Origin of the sequence: Actinomyces sp. zg-332 (genome assembly GCF_011751945.2) — a bacterium.
Taxonomy (GTDB): Bacteria; Actinomycetota; Actinomycetes; order Actinomycetales; family Actinomycetaceae; genus ZJ293.
The window spans coordinates 1,189,386-1,206,022 of record NZ_CP064951.1 but is presented as its reverse complement, the minus strand read 5'-3'; the positions used below and the strand labels follow the sequence as shown (position 1 = coordinate 1,206,022).

General features: G+C 35.0%; 15 protein-coding genes. 12 read left to right on the top strand and 3 right to left on the bottom strand.

Annotated elements, in window-relative coordinates:
- Nucleotides 1-381 precede the first annotated feature (381 nt).
- The 10 genes from HCQ94_RS04945 (at nt 382) to miaB (ending at nt 10,817) form a co-directional block, all read left to right on the top strand.
- On the top strand, nt 382-1,395 hold the full coding sequence (locus HCQ94_RS04945) for a PfkB family carbohydrate kinase (RefSeq protein WP_166982374.1): 1,014 nt from the start codon (nt 382-384) through the stop codon (nt 1,393-1,395).
- A 130-nt stretch (nt 1,396-1,525) separates the two neighbouring features.
- Nucleotides 1,526-4,219: an FtsK/SpoIIIE family DNA translocase gene (locus HCQ94_RS04940; RefSeq protein ID WP_166982371.1), complete on the top strand. Its 2,694-nt coding sequence runs from the start codon at nt 1,526-1,528 to the stop codon at nt 4,217-4,219.
- 9 nt (nt 4,220-4,228) lie between these two features.
- Nucleotides 4,229-4,837, top strand: coding sequence for a CDP-diacylglycerol--glycerol-3-phosphate 3-phosphatidyltransferase (pgsA, locus tag HCQ94_RS04935; protein ID WP_166982369.1), 609 nt, complete (start codon nt 4,229-4,231; stop codon nt 4,835-4,837).
- A 155-nt stretch (nt 4,838-4,992) separates the two neighbouring features.
- Complete coding sequence (locus tag HCQ94_RS06295) at nt 4,993-5,352, top strand: helix-turn-helix domain-containing protein (RefSeq protein ID WP_166978843.1); 360 nt, start codon at nt 4,993-4,995, stop codon at nt 5,350-5,352.
- A 3-nt stretch (nt 5,353-5,355) separates the two neighbouring features.
- The gene (locus tag HCQ94_RS04925) at nt 5,356-5,586 is read left to right on the top strand and encodes a DUF3046 domain-containing protein (protein ID WP_166978841.1); all 231 of its coding nucleotides are present in this window, start codon (nt 5,356-5,358) and stop codon (nt 5,584-5,586) included.
- A gap of 684 nt (nt 5,587-6,270) precedes the next feature.
- The gene (locus tag HCQ94_RS04920) at nt 6,271-6,498 is read left to right on the top strand and encodes a hypothetical protein (protein WP_166982367.1); all 228 of its coding nucleotides are present in this window, start codon (nt 6,271-6,273) and stop codon (nt 6,496-6,498) included.
- 447 nt (nt 6,499-6,945) lie between these two features.
- Nucleotides 6,946-8,040, top strand: coding sequence for a recombinase RecA (recA, locus tag HCQ94_RS04915; protein WP_166978837.1), 1,095 nt, complete (start codon nt 6,946-6,948; stop codon nt 8,038-8,040).
- Between the two features lie 162 nt (nt 8,041-8,202).
- Complete coding sequence (locus tag HCQ94_RS04910; RefSeq protein WP_166982365.1) at nt 8,203-8,766, top strand: regulatory protein RecX; 564 nt, start codon at nt 8,203-8,205, stop codon at nt 8,764-8,766.
- A 14-nt stretch (nt 8,767-8,780) separates the two neighbouring features.
- Nucleotides 8,781-9,260, top strand: a complete 480-nt coding sequence (locus HCQ94_RS04905; RefSeq protein ID WP_166982363.1) for a CinA family protein — start codon at nt 8,781-8,783, stop codon at nt 9,258-9,260.
- Between the two features lie 30 nt (nt 9,261-9,290).
- The gene (gene miaB / locus HCQ94_RS04900; protein WP_166982361.1) at nt 9,291-10,817 is read left to right on the top strand and encodes a tRNA (N6-isopentenyl adenosine(37)-C2)-methylthiotransferase MiaB; all 1,527 of its coding nucleotides are present in this window, start codon (nt 9,291-9,293) and stop codon (nt 10,815-10,817) included.
- 318 nt (nt 10,818-11,135) lie between these two features.
- Here the strand turns inward: miaB and HCQ94_RS04895 are convergent, their stop codons facing one another.
- Nucleotides 11,136-11,813, bottom strand: coding sequence for a hypothetical protein (locus HCQ94_RS04895; RefSeq protein ID WP_166982359.1), 678 nt, complete (start codon nt 11,811-11,813; stop codon nt 11,136-11,138).
- Complete coding sequence (locus HCQ94_RS04890) at nt 11,810-12,283, bottom strand: hypothetical protein (protein WP_166982357.1); 474 nt, start codon at nt 12,281-12,283, stop codon at nt 11,810-11,812. The genes HCQ94_RS04895 and HCQ94_RS04890 overlap by 4 nt, the downstream gene beginning before the upstream one ends.
- A 40-nt stretch (nt 12,284-12,323) precedes the next feature.
- Here HCQ94_RS04890 and miaA point away from each other — a divergent pair, with 40 nt between their 5' ends.
- On the top strand, nt 12,324-13,277 hold the full coding sequence (miaA, locus tag HCQ94_RS04885) for a tRNA (adenosine(37)-N6)-dimethylallyltransferase MiaA (RefSeq protein WP_166982355.1): 954 nt from the start codon (nt 12,324-12,326) through the stop codon (nt 13,275-13,277).
- A 71-nt stretch (nt 13,278-13,348) separates the two neighbouring features.
- Here the strand turns inward: miaA and HCQ94_RS04880 are convergent, their stop codons facing one another.
- Nucleotides 13,349-13,957, bottom strand: coding sequence for a class I SAM-dependent methyltransferase (locus tag HCQ94_RS04880; protein ID WP_232525714.1), 609 nt, complete (start codon nt 13,955-13,957; stop codon nt 13,349-13,351).
- A 446-nt stretch (nt 13,958-14,403) separates the two neighbouring features.
- Here HCQ94_RS04880 and HCQ94_RS04875 point away from each other — a divergent pair, with 446 nt between their 5' ends.
- Nucleotides 14,404-16,635, top strand: coding sequence for an ATP-dependent DNA helicase (locus HCQ94_RS04875; protein WP_166982353.1), 2,232 nt, complete (start codon nt 14,404-14,406; stop codon nt 16,633-16,635).
- Nucleotides 16,636-16,637: the final 2 nt, after the last annotated feature.

Genomic DNA, 16,637 nt, shown 5'->3' with positions numbered 1-16,637 from the left:
TAACTGTTATTTATAAGTATTAGCGCAAAATTATTTTATTTTTCTATTGTTTATTATTAGTTTGCACACATCATAAGTGATGATAATACAATATTTCAGAAAGAATTATTGTTTATAAAATACTAACTCTTACTTTTATATTACTTACTTGTTTTTATTTATTTTTCAAATTTGTATAAATACTGGTTTTATAGGTATTTTTGTCAGTATAAAAGAAATTTTAAATAGCTGTTCATAGAATTACTCAAGCTATTAGTGGCATGCTTCATGTTACGGTACGCAACTAATTCTTATTACTTCAAAGTAATATTTCATATATAATTATTGAATAAAACTTAAGTTTAGTTATTACTAATCCATAAGTAGTATGCTTGGAGAAGAATGTATAGAAAACCAAATGAACCTTGCTTTATCTCAACACAAAGAATACTAATGGATTTACCATTGACTATAAATGAGATACCTAAAACTGGAACAGGAACTTTTGCAAAAGCGTCTTCTATTGTTTTGGGTGCAGGATTTATAGTTCTAAGTGCGGTTGCACGACAAGGAGTAAAAACTTGTTGTGCTAGTCCTTTGGGAACAGGACCTAACTCTAAGCAAATAAAGGAAGTCTTTAGACTAGAAAATATTGAATGCATTGTTGAAGAAGTAATCGGAGACAATGGAATGAACTTAAACTTGCGAGATTCTAAAGGAAATTATACTTATATAGTTTCTTCAGGTGTTGAAGCAGAACCTCAACTATCTGAACTTGAAGATATAACATTACAAGCTAATGATTATGTTTTTGTTTCAGGCATGGATTTGTCCAACGAAACCAGTGCAAGAGTTCTTTTGAAATGGTGTAAGACTATTCCAAGACACGTAAATATAGTATTTTCTCCTGGGCCATTTGTTGAAAAAATCTCGTTTGAAAATATTGAAGAAATGCTTGAAATGACAGATATTCTTACTATAAATAAACGTGAGATAAATACTATTTTCCTCAAAGACTTCGTAGAGAAAAGCACAAATAAAGATATAGGCGATTACTTGAGTGGGAAAGATTCTATCAATATAGACGACGATAAAATGTGGTCTATGCTAAGTGAAAAAGTAAAAGATAGTGCTTTGATTGTTATCCGTGATGGTGTTTTAGACTGTAGAGTAAAAGAAAAAAACACTGATTCTAAAGTAGTTTCGGTGCCTTGTTTTAAGAAACCAGTAGTAGATACCACAGGTGTTGCTGATACTCATACTGGTGTGCTCGTAGCAAGCTTAATGAGTAATCACAGCGTTTATGATAGTGTTAGAAGAGCTAATTTAGCAGCTGCTATGTGTGCGAGTAAAGTTGGTAATGCTCACTGTCCAAGCAGTATGGAAATCGATATTCTTTTGGAAAATGAGTTATAAGTGCTACATTAGTTATAGAAAGAAATGCAACATAGAATCTTTTAAAATATAAAACAAATGTCACAAAAATATTAGCGAAAATTGATAGACTGTTTTTGTAGTTAAGTTTATATAAGAGAGTAAAGTTTACATGGGGAAGAAAAATAGAAAAAAAGCTGAAAAAAGTAGTGTTTTTGCCAGATTCAACGCTGGGATAAAGAACGTTTTTACTAAGAGTGAAAACACTAATTCTGCTAGTTCGCCTATTAGACGTGACGGTTTTGCTTTTATCCTTTTAGGGGTAGCCGTCATTGTTGCTTTGCGTGAATGGGTAAATATAAGTGGTGTTGCTGGACAAATAATTCACCACATATTTGCTGGGCTATTTGGCATTTATGCTATGGTTCTTCCTATCATATTAATAGTTTTAGCTATTGCGATGATGAGAACTTCTAGTTTTTCTGAGGGACAAAGACGTAAGCTTATCGGATTGTCTGGAATATTTTTATCTTTACTTTCTATTACGCATGTTATCTGTGGATCTCCATCAATGAATAAAATAGCTTTAATTGAATCTGCTGGTGGCATATTCGGTTGGCTAATTGGACATCCGCTTCAATACTTATTCTCTTCCTATGTTGCTATTCCTATATTAATCTTAATTACTCTTTTCTTATCTTTGTATGTTGTAAATATGAGTGTAGTAGAAGTATTCAACTATGTAAGGAAGAAGGATAGTTCGCAGGGTGAAAGCTCCAATGTTGATAATTATGTTCCTAAGCAACTTGAGTTATACGATGGAGATGAACCATTCAGAACTGCGATAAATACTGAGCCAAAAACTAGTTTATTTTCTCGCATTAAGAATTTTGGTAAAGGTAAACAGTCTGATTCTGAAGTAAATGAAGCTCCTTATATGAGCGATACAGCTACTGATAATGACCAAACACAGTTTATTCCTAACGTCGATTTATCTCAGAATAAGCCAGTAAGTAACTATTCTGATAACACAACCGTTTCCCCTAAGCCTCAGCCTAATGCTTTTACTCAACCTAGCATAGATAAAACGCAAGTACCAGAGTTCTTGAATGTAATGGATGAACCTAAAGATAACTTTGCTGATGTACCTTCAGAATCTGCTGATAATACAACGCTTCTTGAACAAGAAAAACCTGAAAACGAAAGTGATGTTGCTCAGCAGTTTTCCTCTCCAGTTCAGCTATTGCAAGCTCCTGAGATAACTTACAATTTACCTAACCAAGATTTGCTTGTAAGGGGTAGGGAATCTGTAAAGCATTCAGCTGACAATGACAAAATTATTGACGCTTTAACTCGCCTATTTGAACAGTTTAAAGTTGATGCAACCGTCACTGGTTTTTCTAGAGGACCAACAGTTACTTTATATGAGATACAGCTAGGAGCTGGTGCAAAAGTTGACAGTGTGACAAAGCTTTCTAAGGATATTGCTTATACTGTTGCAACTGATGAAGTTCGCATATTGTCACCTATCCCTGGAAAATCAGCAATTGGTATCGAAATCCCTAATAACGATAGAGAAATAGTTGTTTTAGGTGATGTTTTACGTTCAAGTGTAGCTATGAATGATACTCACCCTATGGTTGTTGGCATGGGAAAGGACGTTGAGGGAGCTTTTGTTACAACTAATTTGGTCAAAACTCCTCATTTACTAGTTGCTGGTGCTACAGGTGCAGGTAAGTCTTCATTTGTGAACTCCATGATTACTTCAATTATGATGCGTGCAACCCCTGATCAGGTGCGTATGATTTTAGTTGATCCTAAGAGAGTTGAGCTTACTATTTATGAGGGAATTCCTCATTTGATTACCCCTATTATTACTGATGCTAAAAAAGCTGCAGAGGCTTTGGAATGGGTAGTTAAAGAAATGGACTATCGTTATGATGATATGTCTACTTATGGCTACAAACATATAGATGACTTCAACAAAGCTATTAGAGAGGGAAAAGTTGAGCCTTTGCCTAATAGTAAACGTAAACTAGTTCCGTTCCCATATTTATTAACTATTGTGGACGAGTTAGCCGATTTGATGATGGTTGCACCAAGAGACGTTGAAAGCTCGATTCAGCGTATAACTCAGCTTGGGCGCGCAGCTGGTGTTCATATTGTTGTAGCTACTCAGCGTCCTAGCGTTGATGTTGTTACTGGTTTGATTAAATCAAATATTCCTTCACGTCTAGCTTTTGCCACTTCAGCAGCAGTTGACTCTAAGGTTATTTTGGACCAGTCAGGGGCTGAAAAGCTTATTGGTCAGGGTGACGCTTTATATTTGGGTTCTGGTTCCAGCAAGCCTATCCGTGTGCAAGGTGCGTGGGTGAGTGAAAGCGAAATTCATTCAGTAGTAAACCATGTGAAAGCTCAGCTTAGACCTCAATATAGAGAAGATGTTGTTTCTGCTAAGGAAAAAGTTGTTGTTGCGGAAGATATTGGTAATGATTTAGAAGATTTACTGCGTGCTGCTGAAGTAGTTGTTGGGGCACAAGTCGGGTCAGTTTCTATGCTACAGCGAAAACTTCGAGTTGGTTTTGCTAGGGCAGGTCGTTTAATGGATTTATTAGAGTCTCGTGAAGTGGTTGGTCCATCTAAAGGATCTAAACCTAGAGATGTTCTAGTTGAAGTTGAAGAGTTGCCTAGAATATTAGCAATGTTAAAAGGTGAAATCCCTGTATCAAAAACTACAGAAACAGACTATACTGATATAGGTATGAATGTTGAGTCATCTAAATCATCTAGTTATCAAGAAGTAGTTGACTACTACGACGATGAGAATGATATGGGCGAGGATGCTTGGCAACTTACTGGGCGTTAAGGGGAGAAGATGAGTGTTTTCACTGAGAGTAAGGTATGGAATTTTGCGAATGTTTTAACGACATTTCGTTTAATTGTTGCTCCTATTTTTATCGGTCTATTTGTTTATATAAATAAATATGATAACCACTATCCACCTCTTGTGTGGACCATGACAATTTTGTATATGCTTGCTGTGGCTAGTGATAAATATGATGGTGATTGGGCTCGCAAATATAACCTAGTAACCACTTACGGAAAAATAATTGATCCTATTGCTGATAAGTTTTTGGTATTAGGTGGCTTTATTGCATTGTCTTACTGTGGTTTCTTACCTTGGTTTTTCACAATTATTGTCGGTTTGAGGGATTTCTTAATAACTGCTTTGAGGTTTGCGCTTTTGAAGAATATTGTCATTGCTGCCTCTGATTTGGGTAAGTGGAAGACTGTTTCTCAAATGTTTTTGATTTTCTTATTTGTGTTTCCTTTTGGGTACTTTATTCCTCTTGCTGAATCAGGATATTTTGATCTTTTCCGTGTAGTAATGATGTGGATAGCTTTAGTTCTTACAATTTTGAGCTTTATTGACTATCTTTTTGTTGCTTGGAAAGCTATAAAGGAATCTAAAGTAGAAAAATAAGATGATATTGTATCATCGCGATTCATATTCGTTTTATTAAAGTTGAGTCTATTATGTTCAACTTTTAATGTTTTCGCTATTTTCTTTCAATGGAATTGTGGTATCATTTTATAACTAAAATGAAATTTAATTAGATGAGGATTGTTTAATACTTTATGAATAAACAAATTGATACAAAAATTAATACGGGTGGATTCGAATTTACGACTTCCTTAATCTCGTCTAATTCTAAAGCTGTGCCTTTATTTAGGGAAGAACTTGGAAGAGTTTTGCGAGATACTCGTAAAGATTCTGGAATGACTTTGCGTGAAGTATCTGAAAAAGCTTTGGTTTCTTTGGGGTATTTGAGTGAAGTTGAACGTGGACAAAAAGAGGCTTCTTCTGAACTACTTGCTTCCATTTGTGCTGCTATGAATGTTTCTTTGTCTGTGATTTTGCGTGAAGTTGCAAATAATTTAGAAGCTTACGCTATTTCTCATTTAGATTTTTCTCTTCCTGTACAGATTGTGAAGTAGATTTTGAAATCTTCTGAATTTTTTCGTTCATTGGACGAAGTTTTTGGCACTGTATACGGACGGTCTTTATATACAGATTTAGTATTAGATGGCTTCGGTGTTACTTGTGAACAAGCCATGAAAAATGGTGAAAAACCAATTGAGATTTGGAAAGATTTAGTTATAAGCAGTGGCATAGGTGAGAAATTTCTTTGGAATCACCGTTTGGATAAAAAAGATAAAAAAGGAAAATAGTTTCCTTTAGTGTGTTTTGTAAAAATATGTAATTTTAGTGTTAATGACTGATTGTTAGTGATTTTTTAGGTATTTATTTTTTGCGTTTTGCTAAGTTTTTGTGTTGGTTGTGTATTTTGTCTTTGTTTAGTTTTGATTGTTGGTTTTGTGGACTTAGAATTTTGATTAGTATTGTTCATTGATTTGCGGGCTTAGGGTTTTGATTAGTTTTGTATTTTTCTACTTTTTGCCAGTGTGTGGTTTTGGTTAGCATTGTTTAGTGCTGGATTTTTTGTGATATTTGCATAGAGTCTATTTTGAGTATTTCTTATTTTTATTTCTTGTATTGTAATTACTTGTGTTTTTTAGGGTAAGTTTTGCCCTTTTCTTTTATTTGTATGAAGTGTAAGGTTTAGGTATTTTTCTATTGGTTTTGTGTGCTTTAAAGTCACTTAGTACGATTAATATACGGCTAGCATATAATTTATCTTCACTTTATGACTTTCTTTTTGTTTGTATGCTTTGTGGGAAGAAGGAGAAAAAGGAACGGAGAATTATTCTAAAAGAGAAAGCTTTTCTGAACCTGTAACAAAAGTATTATTTGTTTTCAAATTGGATGTATTTACGTTTGCTTAGATTTTAGTTTTTTGTTATAAATATGTTTAAGATTTTGTTCTTTATGCTGTGAAACAAAAGGGAACAATTATGGAAAATATTCTTGCTCCATCTACTTATGATATCGTAATTCTTGCTATGTATTTTTTGTATCTTATTCTTTTAGCTGTTGCTATTGTTTTCCTTTTGAAAGAACATGATGTTTTTGAAAATCCACTTAGGTCTTTAGTTAGACTTTTAGCTATTATTTTTATTCCTATTGTGGGTCCTATCTATTCACTATATTTGAGTATAAAAGCAAAAAGGTTTTATAATTAGTTGCTTTTTCGGCTTACTGATTGTGTGAGTGTGTAGTGGGCTCTGTGTTCAAGCTAGGTTTGGTGCGAATACAGGGTCTATTTTTTGTGTTATTTTTTGAGCCTTGTTTTGGTATTTGTATCTCTTATTTCTAGAGAATTAGTTTAGTGAGCATATAGTCGATTCCCTTTTTCTTTGTGTGTCAAGAGAAGAAAGGTAATTGTTATTTTAAAGAAAGTAAATATTTAGGAAAAATAGGTGAAATGTCGTGTCTGTATTGAATCGAACAAATGTACGATTTATAATTTTTCTCGTACAACTGAAAGTTATCCACATTTTGATAATTTTATGAAAATACGTTGTTGGTTGGGCGTAGTGTTGTATACAGGTTCTCGGAGAGGGAAATTCTGTTTTAGAAACCAGATCTGTCGGTTCGCGTCTTATGACGCATTATTGTAAGGAAGAAATATGGCTAAGCTTTCATCTGATGATCGTAGTGCGGCGCTACAGTCCGCTCTTAGTGAAATCAATAAACAATACGGTAAAGGTTCGGTAATGCGTCTAGGTGAAAGGGCGAACGTACCTGTATCTGTTATTCCAACTGGCTCTTTTGCTTTGGATATCGCTTTGGGAATTGGTGGACTTCCAAAAGGTAGAGTTATAGAAATTTATGGACAAGAGTCTTCTGGTAAAACTACTGTTGCTCTGCACGCTGTGGCTCAGGTCCAAAAAGCTGGTGGAACTGCTGCTTTTATTGACGCTGAACACGCTTTGGATCCTGAATATGCGAAGAAACTTGGTGTGGACATTGATAACCTACTTGTTTCTCAACCTGATACTGGTGAACAAGCATTAGAGATTGCTGATATTCTTATTCGTTCAGGTGGTGTTGATTTAATCGTTGTTGACTCTGTTGCCGCTCTTGTTCCTAAAGCTGAAATTGAAGGATACATGGGTGAATCACACATGGGTCTACAAGCTAGGTTGATGAGCCAAGCTATGCGTAAACTAACTGGTACTATGTCAGCAACTGGAACAACAACTATTTTTATTAACCAAGTACGTGACAAGATTGGTAACGTATATGGTAACCCTGAAACAACTACGGGTGGTAAAGCTTTGAAATTCTATGCCTCAATCCGCATAGAAATCAAGAGAGCAGAAGCTTTGAAAGATGGCTTGGATATTGTTGGTAACCATACGAAAGCTAAAGTTGTTAAGAACAAGATGGCTCCTCCTTTTAAAACAGCAGAGTTTGACATCATGTACGGTGAAGGTATTTCTCACGAAGCTAGCCTAATTGATTACGGTATTAGTACAAAAGTTATTGTTAAATCAGGATCATGGTTTAGATATAATTCTGAGAGCCTAGGTCAAGGTAAAGAAAATGTTCGTAAACTTTTGAAGGACAACCCTGAGCTAGCTGAGGAAATCGAAGATCAGATTAAGAGAGCCTTAAAGGTCGGAGAATACGCTAATTTAGAGGAAGATCTAACTGTAGATGAAGCAGGGGCTGAAGAAAAAGTTTCTTTGAAAGATGTAGATATTGATATTGTCGATTAATATTTACTAGCTTGAAATAGGTATAGAATCTAGTTACAGTACGGTAGTGAAACTTGAGCTCACTGCTAAAATGTTTGCTTTTGACTTGGGTAATAGCTACCGTACCTAGATATTTCCTTAGATACCTCATAAATGAATTTACTAGCTTTAACAAAGATAATTATGTTACAAGAAAATACGGAGTTTTCTGCAAAAACTAACTCAATTAAGTATCAACCTTTCAGAAAAACAACACGGCATAACAATCCTTCATATGAGGACTTATGTAAGAAAGCAATGAATGTCCTAAATTACTGTGGCAGAACAAGGGCGCAACTGTTTAATACTTTAGTCGACTATGGTGGGGAAATTGCTGATGTAGATAATCTATTAGATGAACTTGAAAAGACAGGTTTGATTAACGATAGACAATATGCTGAAGATTTTTTGACTCAAGCAGTTAGAATAAAGAAAATAGGTCCTAAAAAAGTCAAACAAACATTATATGAAAAAGGAATATCAGCAGAAATTATAAGCGAAATATTAGAAGAGTATAGTTATGAAGAGCAAGTTAGTATAGCTACAGAATTTACTGTTAAAAAACTATCAACACTTTCTAAACAACCTGTACTTAAACAGAAACAAAAAATCACAGCATCTTTAATAAACCGAGGATTCACGTATAATGTTATAAATGATGTATTACCTAGAGTTTTACAGGAAAGCTCTGACGAATATATTTACTAGAAATCAGGTTTAACGTGGCAGATGAAAAAGTAAAAGAGTTAGTAAAAATCTTAAAAGAACGTGATATACAAATATCAGTATCTGAGTCACTAACCGGTGGGTTGCTGGCGGCAACGATAGTAAACGTATCTGGTGCATCAGAAGTTTTTAAAGGTGCAGTTGTCGCATATTCTGCTGAAATCAAAACAAAAGTATTAGGTGTTTCTCAAAAACTCATACAAGAAGAAGGCACAGTATGTTCTGACGTTGCTAAGCAAATGGCTATAGGTGTTGCTAAATTACTAGAATCAGATATGAGTATTGCAACTACTGGAGTTGCTGGTCCTGGTCCTTATGAAGGCAAAGAAGCAGGAACAGTATACGTGGGAATAAAATATAGGAATAAAGAAACATCTGTTTTGTATAAAACAAGTGGTAATAGAGAAGAAATTCGTTGTAATACCGTTAACTTTTGCGTTAATAAGGCATTAGAATTATTATCTACTTTGGATTGATTTGTGTAAAGCCGTATATAAATATAGAAAATGAGTGTAAAGATGCAGAGAACGTATAATGTTGTTACTTTGGGTTGTCAGATGAATGTTCACGATTCTGAGCGTATATCTGGGTTACTAGAAGAAGCAGGATTAGTTCATGTTGATAAAGTTCCACAAGCTTTAGCTAGAGCAACACTAGCAGGTGATAAAGGTGCTGATGTAGTTGTACTGAATACTTGTTCAGTTCGAGAAAATGCTTCAAATAAACTATTTGGACATTTAGGTCAATTGGCATCGGTGAAAAAATCACGACCAGGTATGCAAATTGCTGTTGGGGGTTGCTTAGCACAGCAAATGCGTCAGGGCATTATTGAAAGAGCTCCATATGTGGATGCTGTGTTTGGTACGCACAATATAGATGTTTTGCCAGCGTTACTAGAAAGAGCAAAACATAACGAACAAGCAGCAGTTGAGATTGAAGAATCTTTGAAAGTTTTCCCATCAACTTTACCTACTAAGCGCGAATCGGTTTATGCTGCTTGGGTGTCAATTTCAGTGGGGTGCAACAACACTTGTACTTTCTGTATTGTTCCGCATTTGCGTGGTAAAGAAAGGGATCGTCGTCCTGGTGACATTATGGCTGAAGTTGAAGCAGTCTTATCTCAAGGAGCTATCGAAGTCACTTTATTGGGACAAAACGTTAACTCTTATGGTGTAAGTTTTGGAGAACGCGGTGCTTTCGCTAAGCTACTTAGAAGTGTTGGACAGATTGAAGGGCTAGAAAGACTACGTTTTACTTCCCCTCATCCAGCAGCATTTTCTGATGATGTAATAGAAGCAATGGCACAGACACCTACAGTAATGCCAAGTTTACATATGCCTTTACAATCAGGCTCAAACGATATCTTAAGAGCAATGAGACGCTCATATAGGAGAGATAAATTCTTAAATATCCTTTCAAAGGTAAGGAACGAAATTCCTAACGCTAATATAACTACAGATATCATTGTGGGATTCCCTGGCGAAACTGATTCAGACTTTGAACAAACTATGGATTTGCTTGAAGAAGCACGTTTTGCTTCTGCTTATACTTTCATATACTCACCTCGTCCAGGTACACCAGCTGCTGATATGGAAAATCAAGTTGATCCTGATATTGTTTCTGAACGGTATACGCGTTTACTCAAACGTCAAAAGGAAATCTCTTATGAAGAGAACTTGAAGTTAGTTGGACAAGAAGTAGAAGTACTTATCGCTGAAGGACAAGGACGAAAAGATGGACATTCACATCGTTTGTCTGGTAGAGCAGCAGATAACCGTCTAGTGCATTTTGCTTTGCCAAGTGGTATGGAAGATAACGCTTTACCTCGTCCAGGTGACATGGTTAAAGTAAAAGTTACTCAAGCAGCACCTCATTACCTAATTGCTGATTCAGCCCTTTCTAATGACCTATTTGATGTACGCAAGACTCGCGCAGGAGATGCTTGGGAAAGTTCAAAGAGTGCAGAGGAAGAAGCAAAATCTAATAAGGTTTCTCTTGGAATACCAACTATCAGAATTGGCAAACCTATGTAGGTTCTATCCTTACTCTAATACGTAAAATATGTGAGTAGAAAATCTTAGGCTTTCATAGGATGAGTTACTTGTAATAGGTAAGGAAACACTAGGTTTGTGTTGCCTAAACTTGTATAGTTAACGAAGTACTGACAAATAAATAATCAGGAGCTTTACTTTGTGTACGTAAAATCAACTGTGTATACTTAAAAGTAAAAACAAGGTTCGTACCCAAAAATGAGCTAGCAAAAGCACTAATAAAACAACTCAAAAGCAAACATTGAAAATAATGCTCAAAAATCAAAGTAGGATAAATTTATTTCACCCTGCCTATAACCATTATAAATCAATATAATACGTTTTTACTCCACGTTGAGCTTGAAAAGCCATTGAGATTGCGTTGTTTATCCATGTATAAAGCTGATTAATACTAGCTCCATGTGTTATGTCGTAAATCTGTTTTGTCTGAACGGTATATTCGTTATCTTTATAGTCACTTATAGCAACAGTTGGGGAAAAATTATCAATATTCCACGAATTAGTAATATCGTAAATTTGATTTGAATCAACCTCTGTATCAGTATAATTAGTGTTCAAAGTAGTTATTAAAATTTGTTTGCTCTCTTCATAAGATAAAATCTCAATAACAAACTTTAAAGAATTAGGGGTACATTCATCTTCTATATAAATTTCTGAAGACAAATGACCATTTTCTAAAGTATCTTTCATAAGCTGGTCAACATCTACTGTTGAAGCACCTAACAGTTGTAAAATATTTGCGATATGCCAGTAATCTACTTGAAAAGGGATATTAGTATCATTGATTTCAGAAATTAACTTCTCTAGAGCTTTATTGCTTTTGTCATCTAAAGCTATATTATCGTATTCTAAAACTGTCTGCTCAGTTTCTACTAGGTTTTCAAATATATCTTCTAGTGGAAATGTATTAGATTGCTGAGTAAAATCATCTTGGAAAGAGGAAGAATTGCTATTGTTTAGATAGGAATTATCATTCATTTTATTTCACCATCGCTAACTAGTAACGGATCTGGGAAACTTTCGTCGATGTGTGTCCAAATGTCTAAAATACATCTGAAAGATAATGCTATGAAACTATCTAATTGTTTGTCATTTAATCCACAAGTCACATCTAAGGTATTTTCAATGTGAAAAGCATTTTGTCCATTATCGTCAGAAGTAATAAAAGTTTTGACTTCCATATAACTTAAATTAATTGAATCTGAAATAGATTTGAAAGGATTAGCAAAATCCATACAAGCCTTACGAATATAAGTAGAACGAATGTTTATATATTCAGGCATAGTGTAAATAAAAATTATTTTATCCGAGTTCCAAAACGTGCAAAAACAACCATTTTCATTTACAAAATACTGATAATCTAGTCTTTGCAAACTTTTGCGTATTCTCTGAGAAGTTACAGGTAAAATAGTGTCATCATTGGACTTTTCTTCAAGATTTTCTTGCATACTTATAATAATAGAGCATTTAACATATTTTTGTCATACAATGAAAACTATGACGATAGCGGTAGTAGGTGCAACAGGATCAGGGAAAACAGCTTTAAGTATACAAATGGCAAAAACGATACCTAATAGATTAGGTGATGATGTTTCTTTTGCTGAAATAATAAGCTGTGACGCTATGCAACTTTATAAAGGTATGGATATAGGTACAGCTAAAATTAGCCCTGAAGAGATGGAAAATATTCCTCACCATATGCTTGATTGCTTAGAAATTGAAGAAGAAGCTAGTGTAGCTGAATATAAGGAACAGACGAGAAAAATCATACAGGATATCCAATACAAAAAGGGTTTACCAATAATTGTTGGGGGATCGGGACTATATCTTAGAGCTGTAATTGATAAACTAGAGTTTCCACCAACAGATATTCTTGTAAGAACTAAATACGAAAACCTAGCTACAGAAAAAGGAAACGAATTTTTATACGCAATGTTACAAGAAAAAGACCCTTTGGCTGCTAGTAACATTGAGGAACAAAACACTCGAAGAATAATAAGGGCTTTGGAAGTAATAGAGCTTTCAGGTAAGCCTTTCAGCTCAACTTTACCCACGTACGAGTACGAAATACCTACTTTGCAAATAGGTGTTCGTATGCCTAATGAGCTTTTGGACGAAAGACTATATCAGCGTTGCGAAGTAATGTTTGAGAGTGGTTTAGTTCAAGAAACTGAAAAATTGCTCGCTAAAGGATTGCGTCAGGCTAAGACTGCTTCTAAAGCGACAGGATACGCTCAAACAATAGCTTACTTAGATGGTGAAATTACTTTGAAGGAAGCCATTGAACAAACTTTTATTGCTACAAGACAGCTATCGCGGCGACAGATTAAATGGTTTAGAAGAGATAAAAGAATACAGTGGTTTGATATTTCGCAAATGTCTAAAGAAGATATAGTTGAAGAAACCATTAAACTTTATGAGGCTTGTAAAATGTCTAAATAGTTTTAGATAAACCACGGCTATAAAGACTTGCGAATAAAGAAAATTAGCAGAGTGCAATAACCTAAACTAATTTACTTAGTTACCTCTATTATACGAAAACCTTTTTGTGAAGCGTATTTGTTGGCAACATATCCTTGCTCATTTAACCACTTTATACAAGTGTCAGCGCCTAAATTTTTTTGTACAACAAGGTAAGCAATGCCATTGTCTTTAAGTAAATCTAGGTATGTTTTCAAAAAAGAATGGAATGCTTCTTTACCAACTCTAATTGGAGGATTAGACCATATTAAGTCAAATTTAATATTGTTTTCACTGAAGTACTTCAAGGCGTTTTGAACTTCTAAAGCGTGAATATTTTCCAAACCTAATGTTTTGGCATTCAAATCTGTAAGTTCTACGCTACGTTCGTTTACGTCCACTGAGTAGATTTCAGCTTCTGGGCTGTATAAGCCTAGTGATAGTGATATAGGTCCCCAGCCACAACCAGCATCTAGAAAAGTCCCAGTTTCAGCAGGTATAGGTGCTTTTTTCAGCAGAACTTCTGTACCTAAATCTAAGCGAGTGTTAGAAAAAACCCCAGAATCTGTGTATAGGCGATATATCTGCCCATTTAGTTTGACAGAAATTGTCTTTTTGTTTGAGTCTTTGCTTGGATTAGCAGTAAAGTAATGTTCATTCACAGAATAAATTTTACCAATTATATGTTTTAAGTAAACTCTAGGAAAGCTCATATTCAGGTTTGTAATCCATGCATTGGGAATTCATTGAATAGTTTTACAAATATGTTACGAAACTAAAAAACAGTTAAGTAAAAGTTATAGTCTAATTGTGGCTATTAACTTACGATAAACTTTATGAATTTTTAGTATCAAAATACTAGGGTTGCTTTACTAAAAACTATTGGCTGGTCGTAAAACTTAAAAATATTTTTAGCAATGGAACAAAACCGAAGCGAGCAAAGTTTATCAGCTCTTAGAGTTTTAGCAACAAATTTGTTCTACGGTAAAACTAAAAGGATAAATATTGGCTAAATTTTATAAATATAAGAATATATGAGTTAAACTATAATTTACCGCCTTTTTAAAAAGCTTAAAAAGAGAGTTAGCGCTTTTACTGTTGGGAAGAAATGTCTGAAATTCAAGAAATACTAGAAGAATGCGTTGAAAAACTAAACGGCCATTCTCGTACAGGTCAACAAGAAATGGTTGATGCTGTAGCTAGTGCTTTGGAAAAACAGACCCCACTGCTAATAGAGGCTGGAACTGGAACTGGTAAATCCTTAGGGTATTTGATACCGGCAGTAAATGAAACTTATGAAGGTAAAAAGTGTTTAATCTCAACTGCCACTTTGGCTTTGCAAAACCAAATTTACACTAAAGATCTTCCTTTAGTTTCTGAAGTGTTCAAAGAGAGAAAACAATACGTTCCACAAATCGCTATTCTAAAAGGCTGGTCGAACTACTTGTGCCTACATAAACTAAACGGGGGATTTGCTGAAGAGCAACACTTATTCGATGAAGAAATAGGTGGAGAAGCAAGTGGAGAAAATGCTGAACAAGAGCTTGAATATGTCAATACAGAAAACGCTGACGATAATACTGAAATAACAAAAAAGTATCCAGAAAGCTTAGAAGAAAAAACAGATACTACTGTATTAAATCCAGAAGACATAGCTTATATTTTTGGTATAAATTCTGATAGTTTTGACCAAGATCCATTTTCTACCTCAACCCCCTTGCAAGAGGAAATAGATTCTTTACAAGCAGATAATGCACAAACTGGTAAAACAGAACAAAATACCGCTTATTCAAAAGAAAAAATAAAAGAAAATCAAGCACAAAACATTAGCGTTAGAGGTAGAGAGATACTTAGGATTCGTGATTGGGCTGAGCAAACCTCTACAGGCGATAGAGACGAGCTAAAACCGGGTGTTAGCCAAAACGCTTGGAAACAAGTTAGCTTATCACCCTCAGAATGCTTAAACAAAAATTGCCCATTTTTCAACGAATGCTTCCCAATGAAAGCTAGAAGAAAATCCAATGAGGCTGATTTAGTTGTAACTAACCACTCTATTTTAGGGATAGAGATAAATAGCCAAACACCAATTTTACCTAAGTATGACAACTTAATTGTAGATGAAGCACACGATTTAGAAAAAAGAGTCATATCTCAAGCCACATTCACCTTAAACGTAGTAGTTTTAGGTTCTTTGTTGCAAAGACTTAAAAAATGTTTAGTTGTAGATGAAGTTTTAGACAAAGAAGTAAAATATTTCGCAGATGAGCTAACTAAATTACGAGAAGGCTGGATGAAAGAGGGAATAGGCGAAGAGCTTACCCAAAGTATAGAAAAAATACACTCAGGTTTAATTTCGGCTACCGTAAAACTGAAAGACCAAGAAGTAGCTGCAGGTAAAGATATTGCTAAGCTGGAAAAAATATATGTTACAAAGTCTTATACCCAAGAAGTTATAGAAATTTTAGACAATATTTTAGGATATTCTTCAAAACGTAATGTCATGTGGTGTTCGCATAGTGCTGATGGGAAATATGTAAATATAAATATGGCACCTTTGAATGTATCTAATGGTATTTACAACTGTTTAGTCAACGAAAGGTCAAGCGTTTTTACGTCAGCTACCCTAAAAATAGGACAGTCATTTGACCGAGTAGCTAGTGTTTTGGGAGTCAAAACAAAATATGACGGTGTTAGTGTCCAGTCACCTTTTGATTATTCTAAGCAGGGAATACTATATGTTGCTGGTGATTTGCCAGCCCCAAGCGTTGGGATAAGTGATTTGTATTTACAGCGTCTGAAAGAGTTATTGCAGGCAAGTAAAGGTGGAGCTTTGTGTTTGTTTTCCTCCATAAGTGCCAGTCAGAAAGCTTGTGAATATATACGTGAGAATACAGATTTACAAGTGCTGTTGCAAGGAGAAGAGCAGCTTCCTAACCTTATTGAGCGTTTCAGAACTGACGTAGATAGCTGTTTATTCGGTACTTTGTCGCTATGGCAAGGAGTTGATGTGTCTGGAAAGGCATCTCGGTTGGTAGTCATTGATAGGATTCCTTTTGTTCGCCCTAATGACCCCTTACATCAAGCGCAATGTGATTTAGCTACTCAGCGTGGTGAAAACAGTTTCATGAGCGTGACTTTGCCTAATGCTGCTTTGCTTTTATCTCAGGGAGCTGGTCGCTTGATACGTCGTACTGATGATAAAGGTGTGCTTGCTGTTTTGGATTCTCGCCTAGTAAATGCTCGATATTCAAGTATACTTCGTTCATGTATACCTAGCTTTTGGCAAACTACTGACTTAGAAATTGTTGCTAAGAGTTTGAAAAATTTATCAGAAGAATAAAT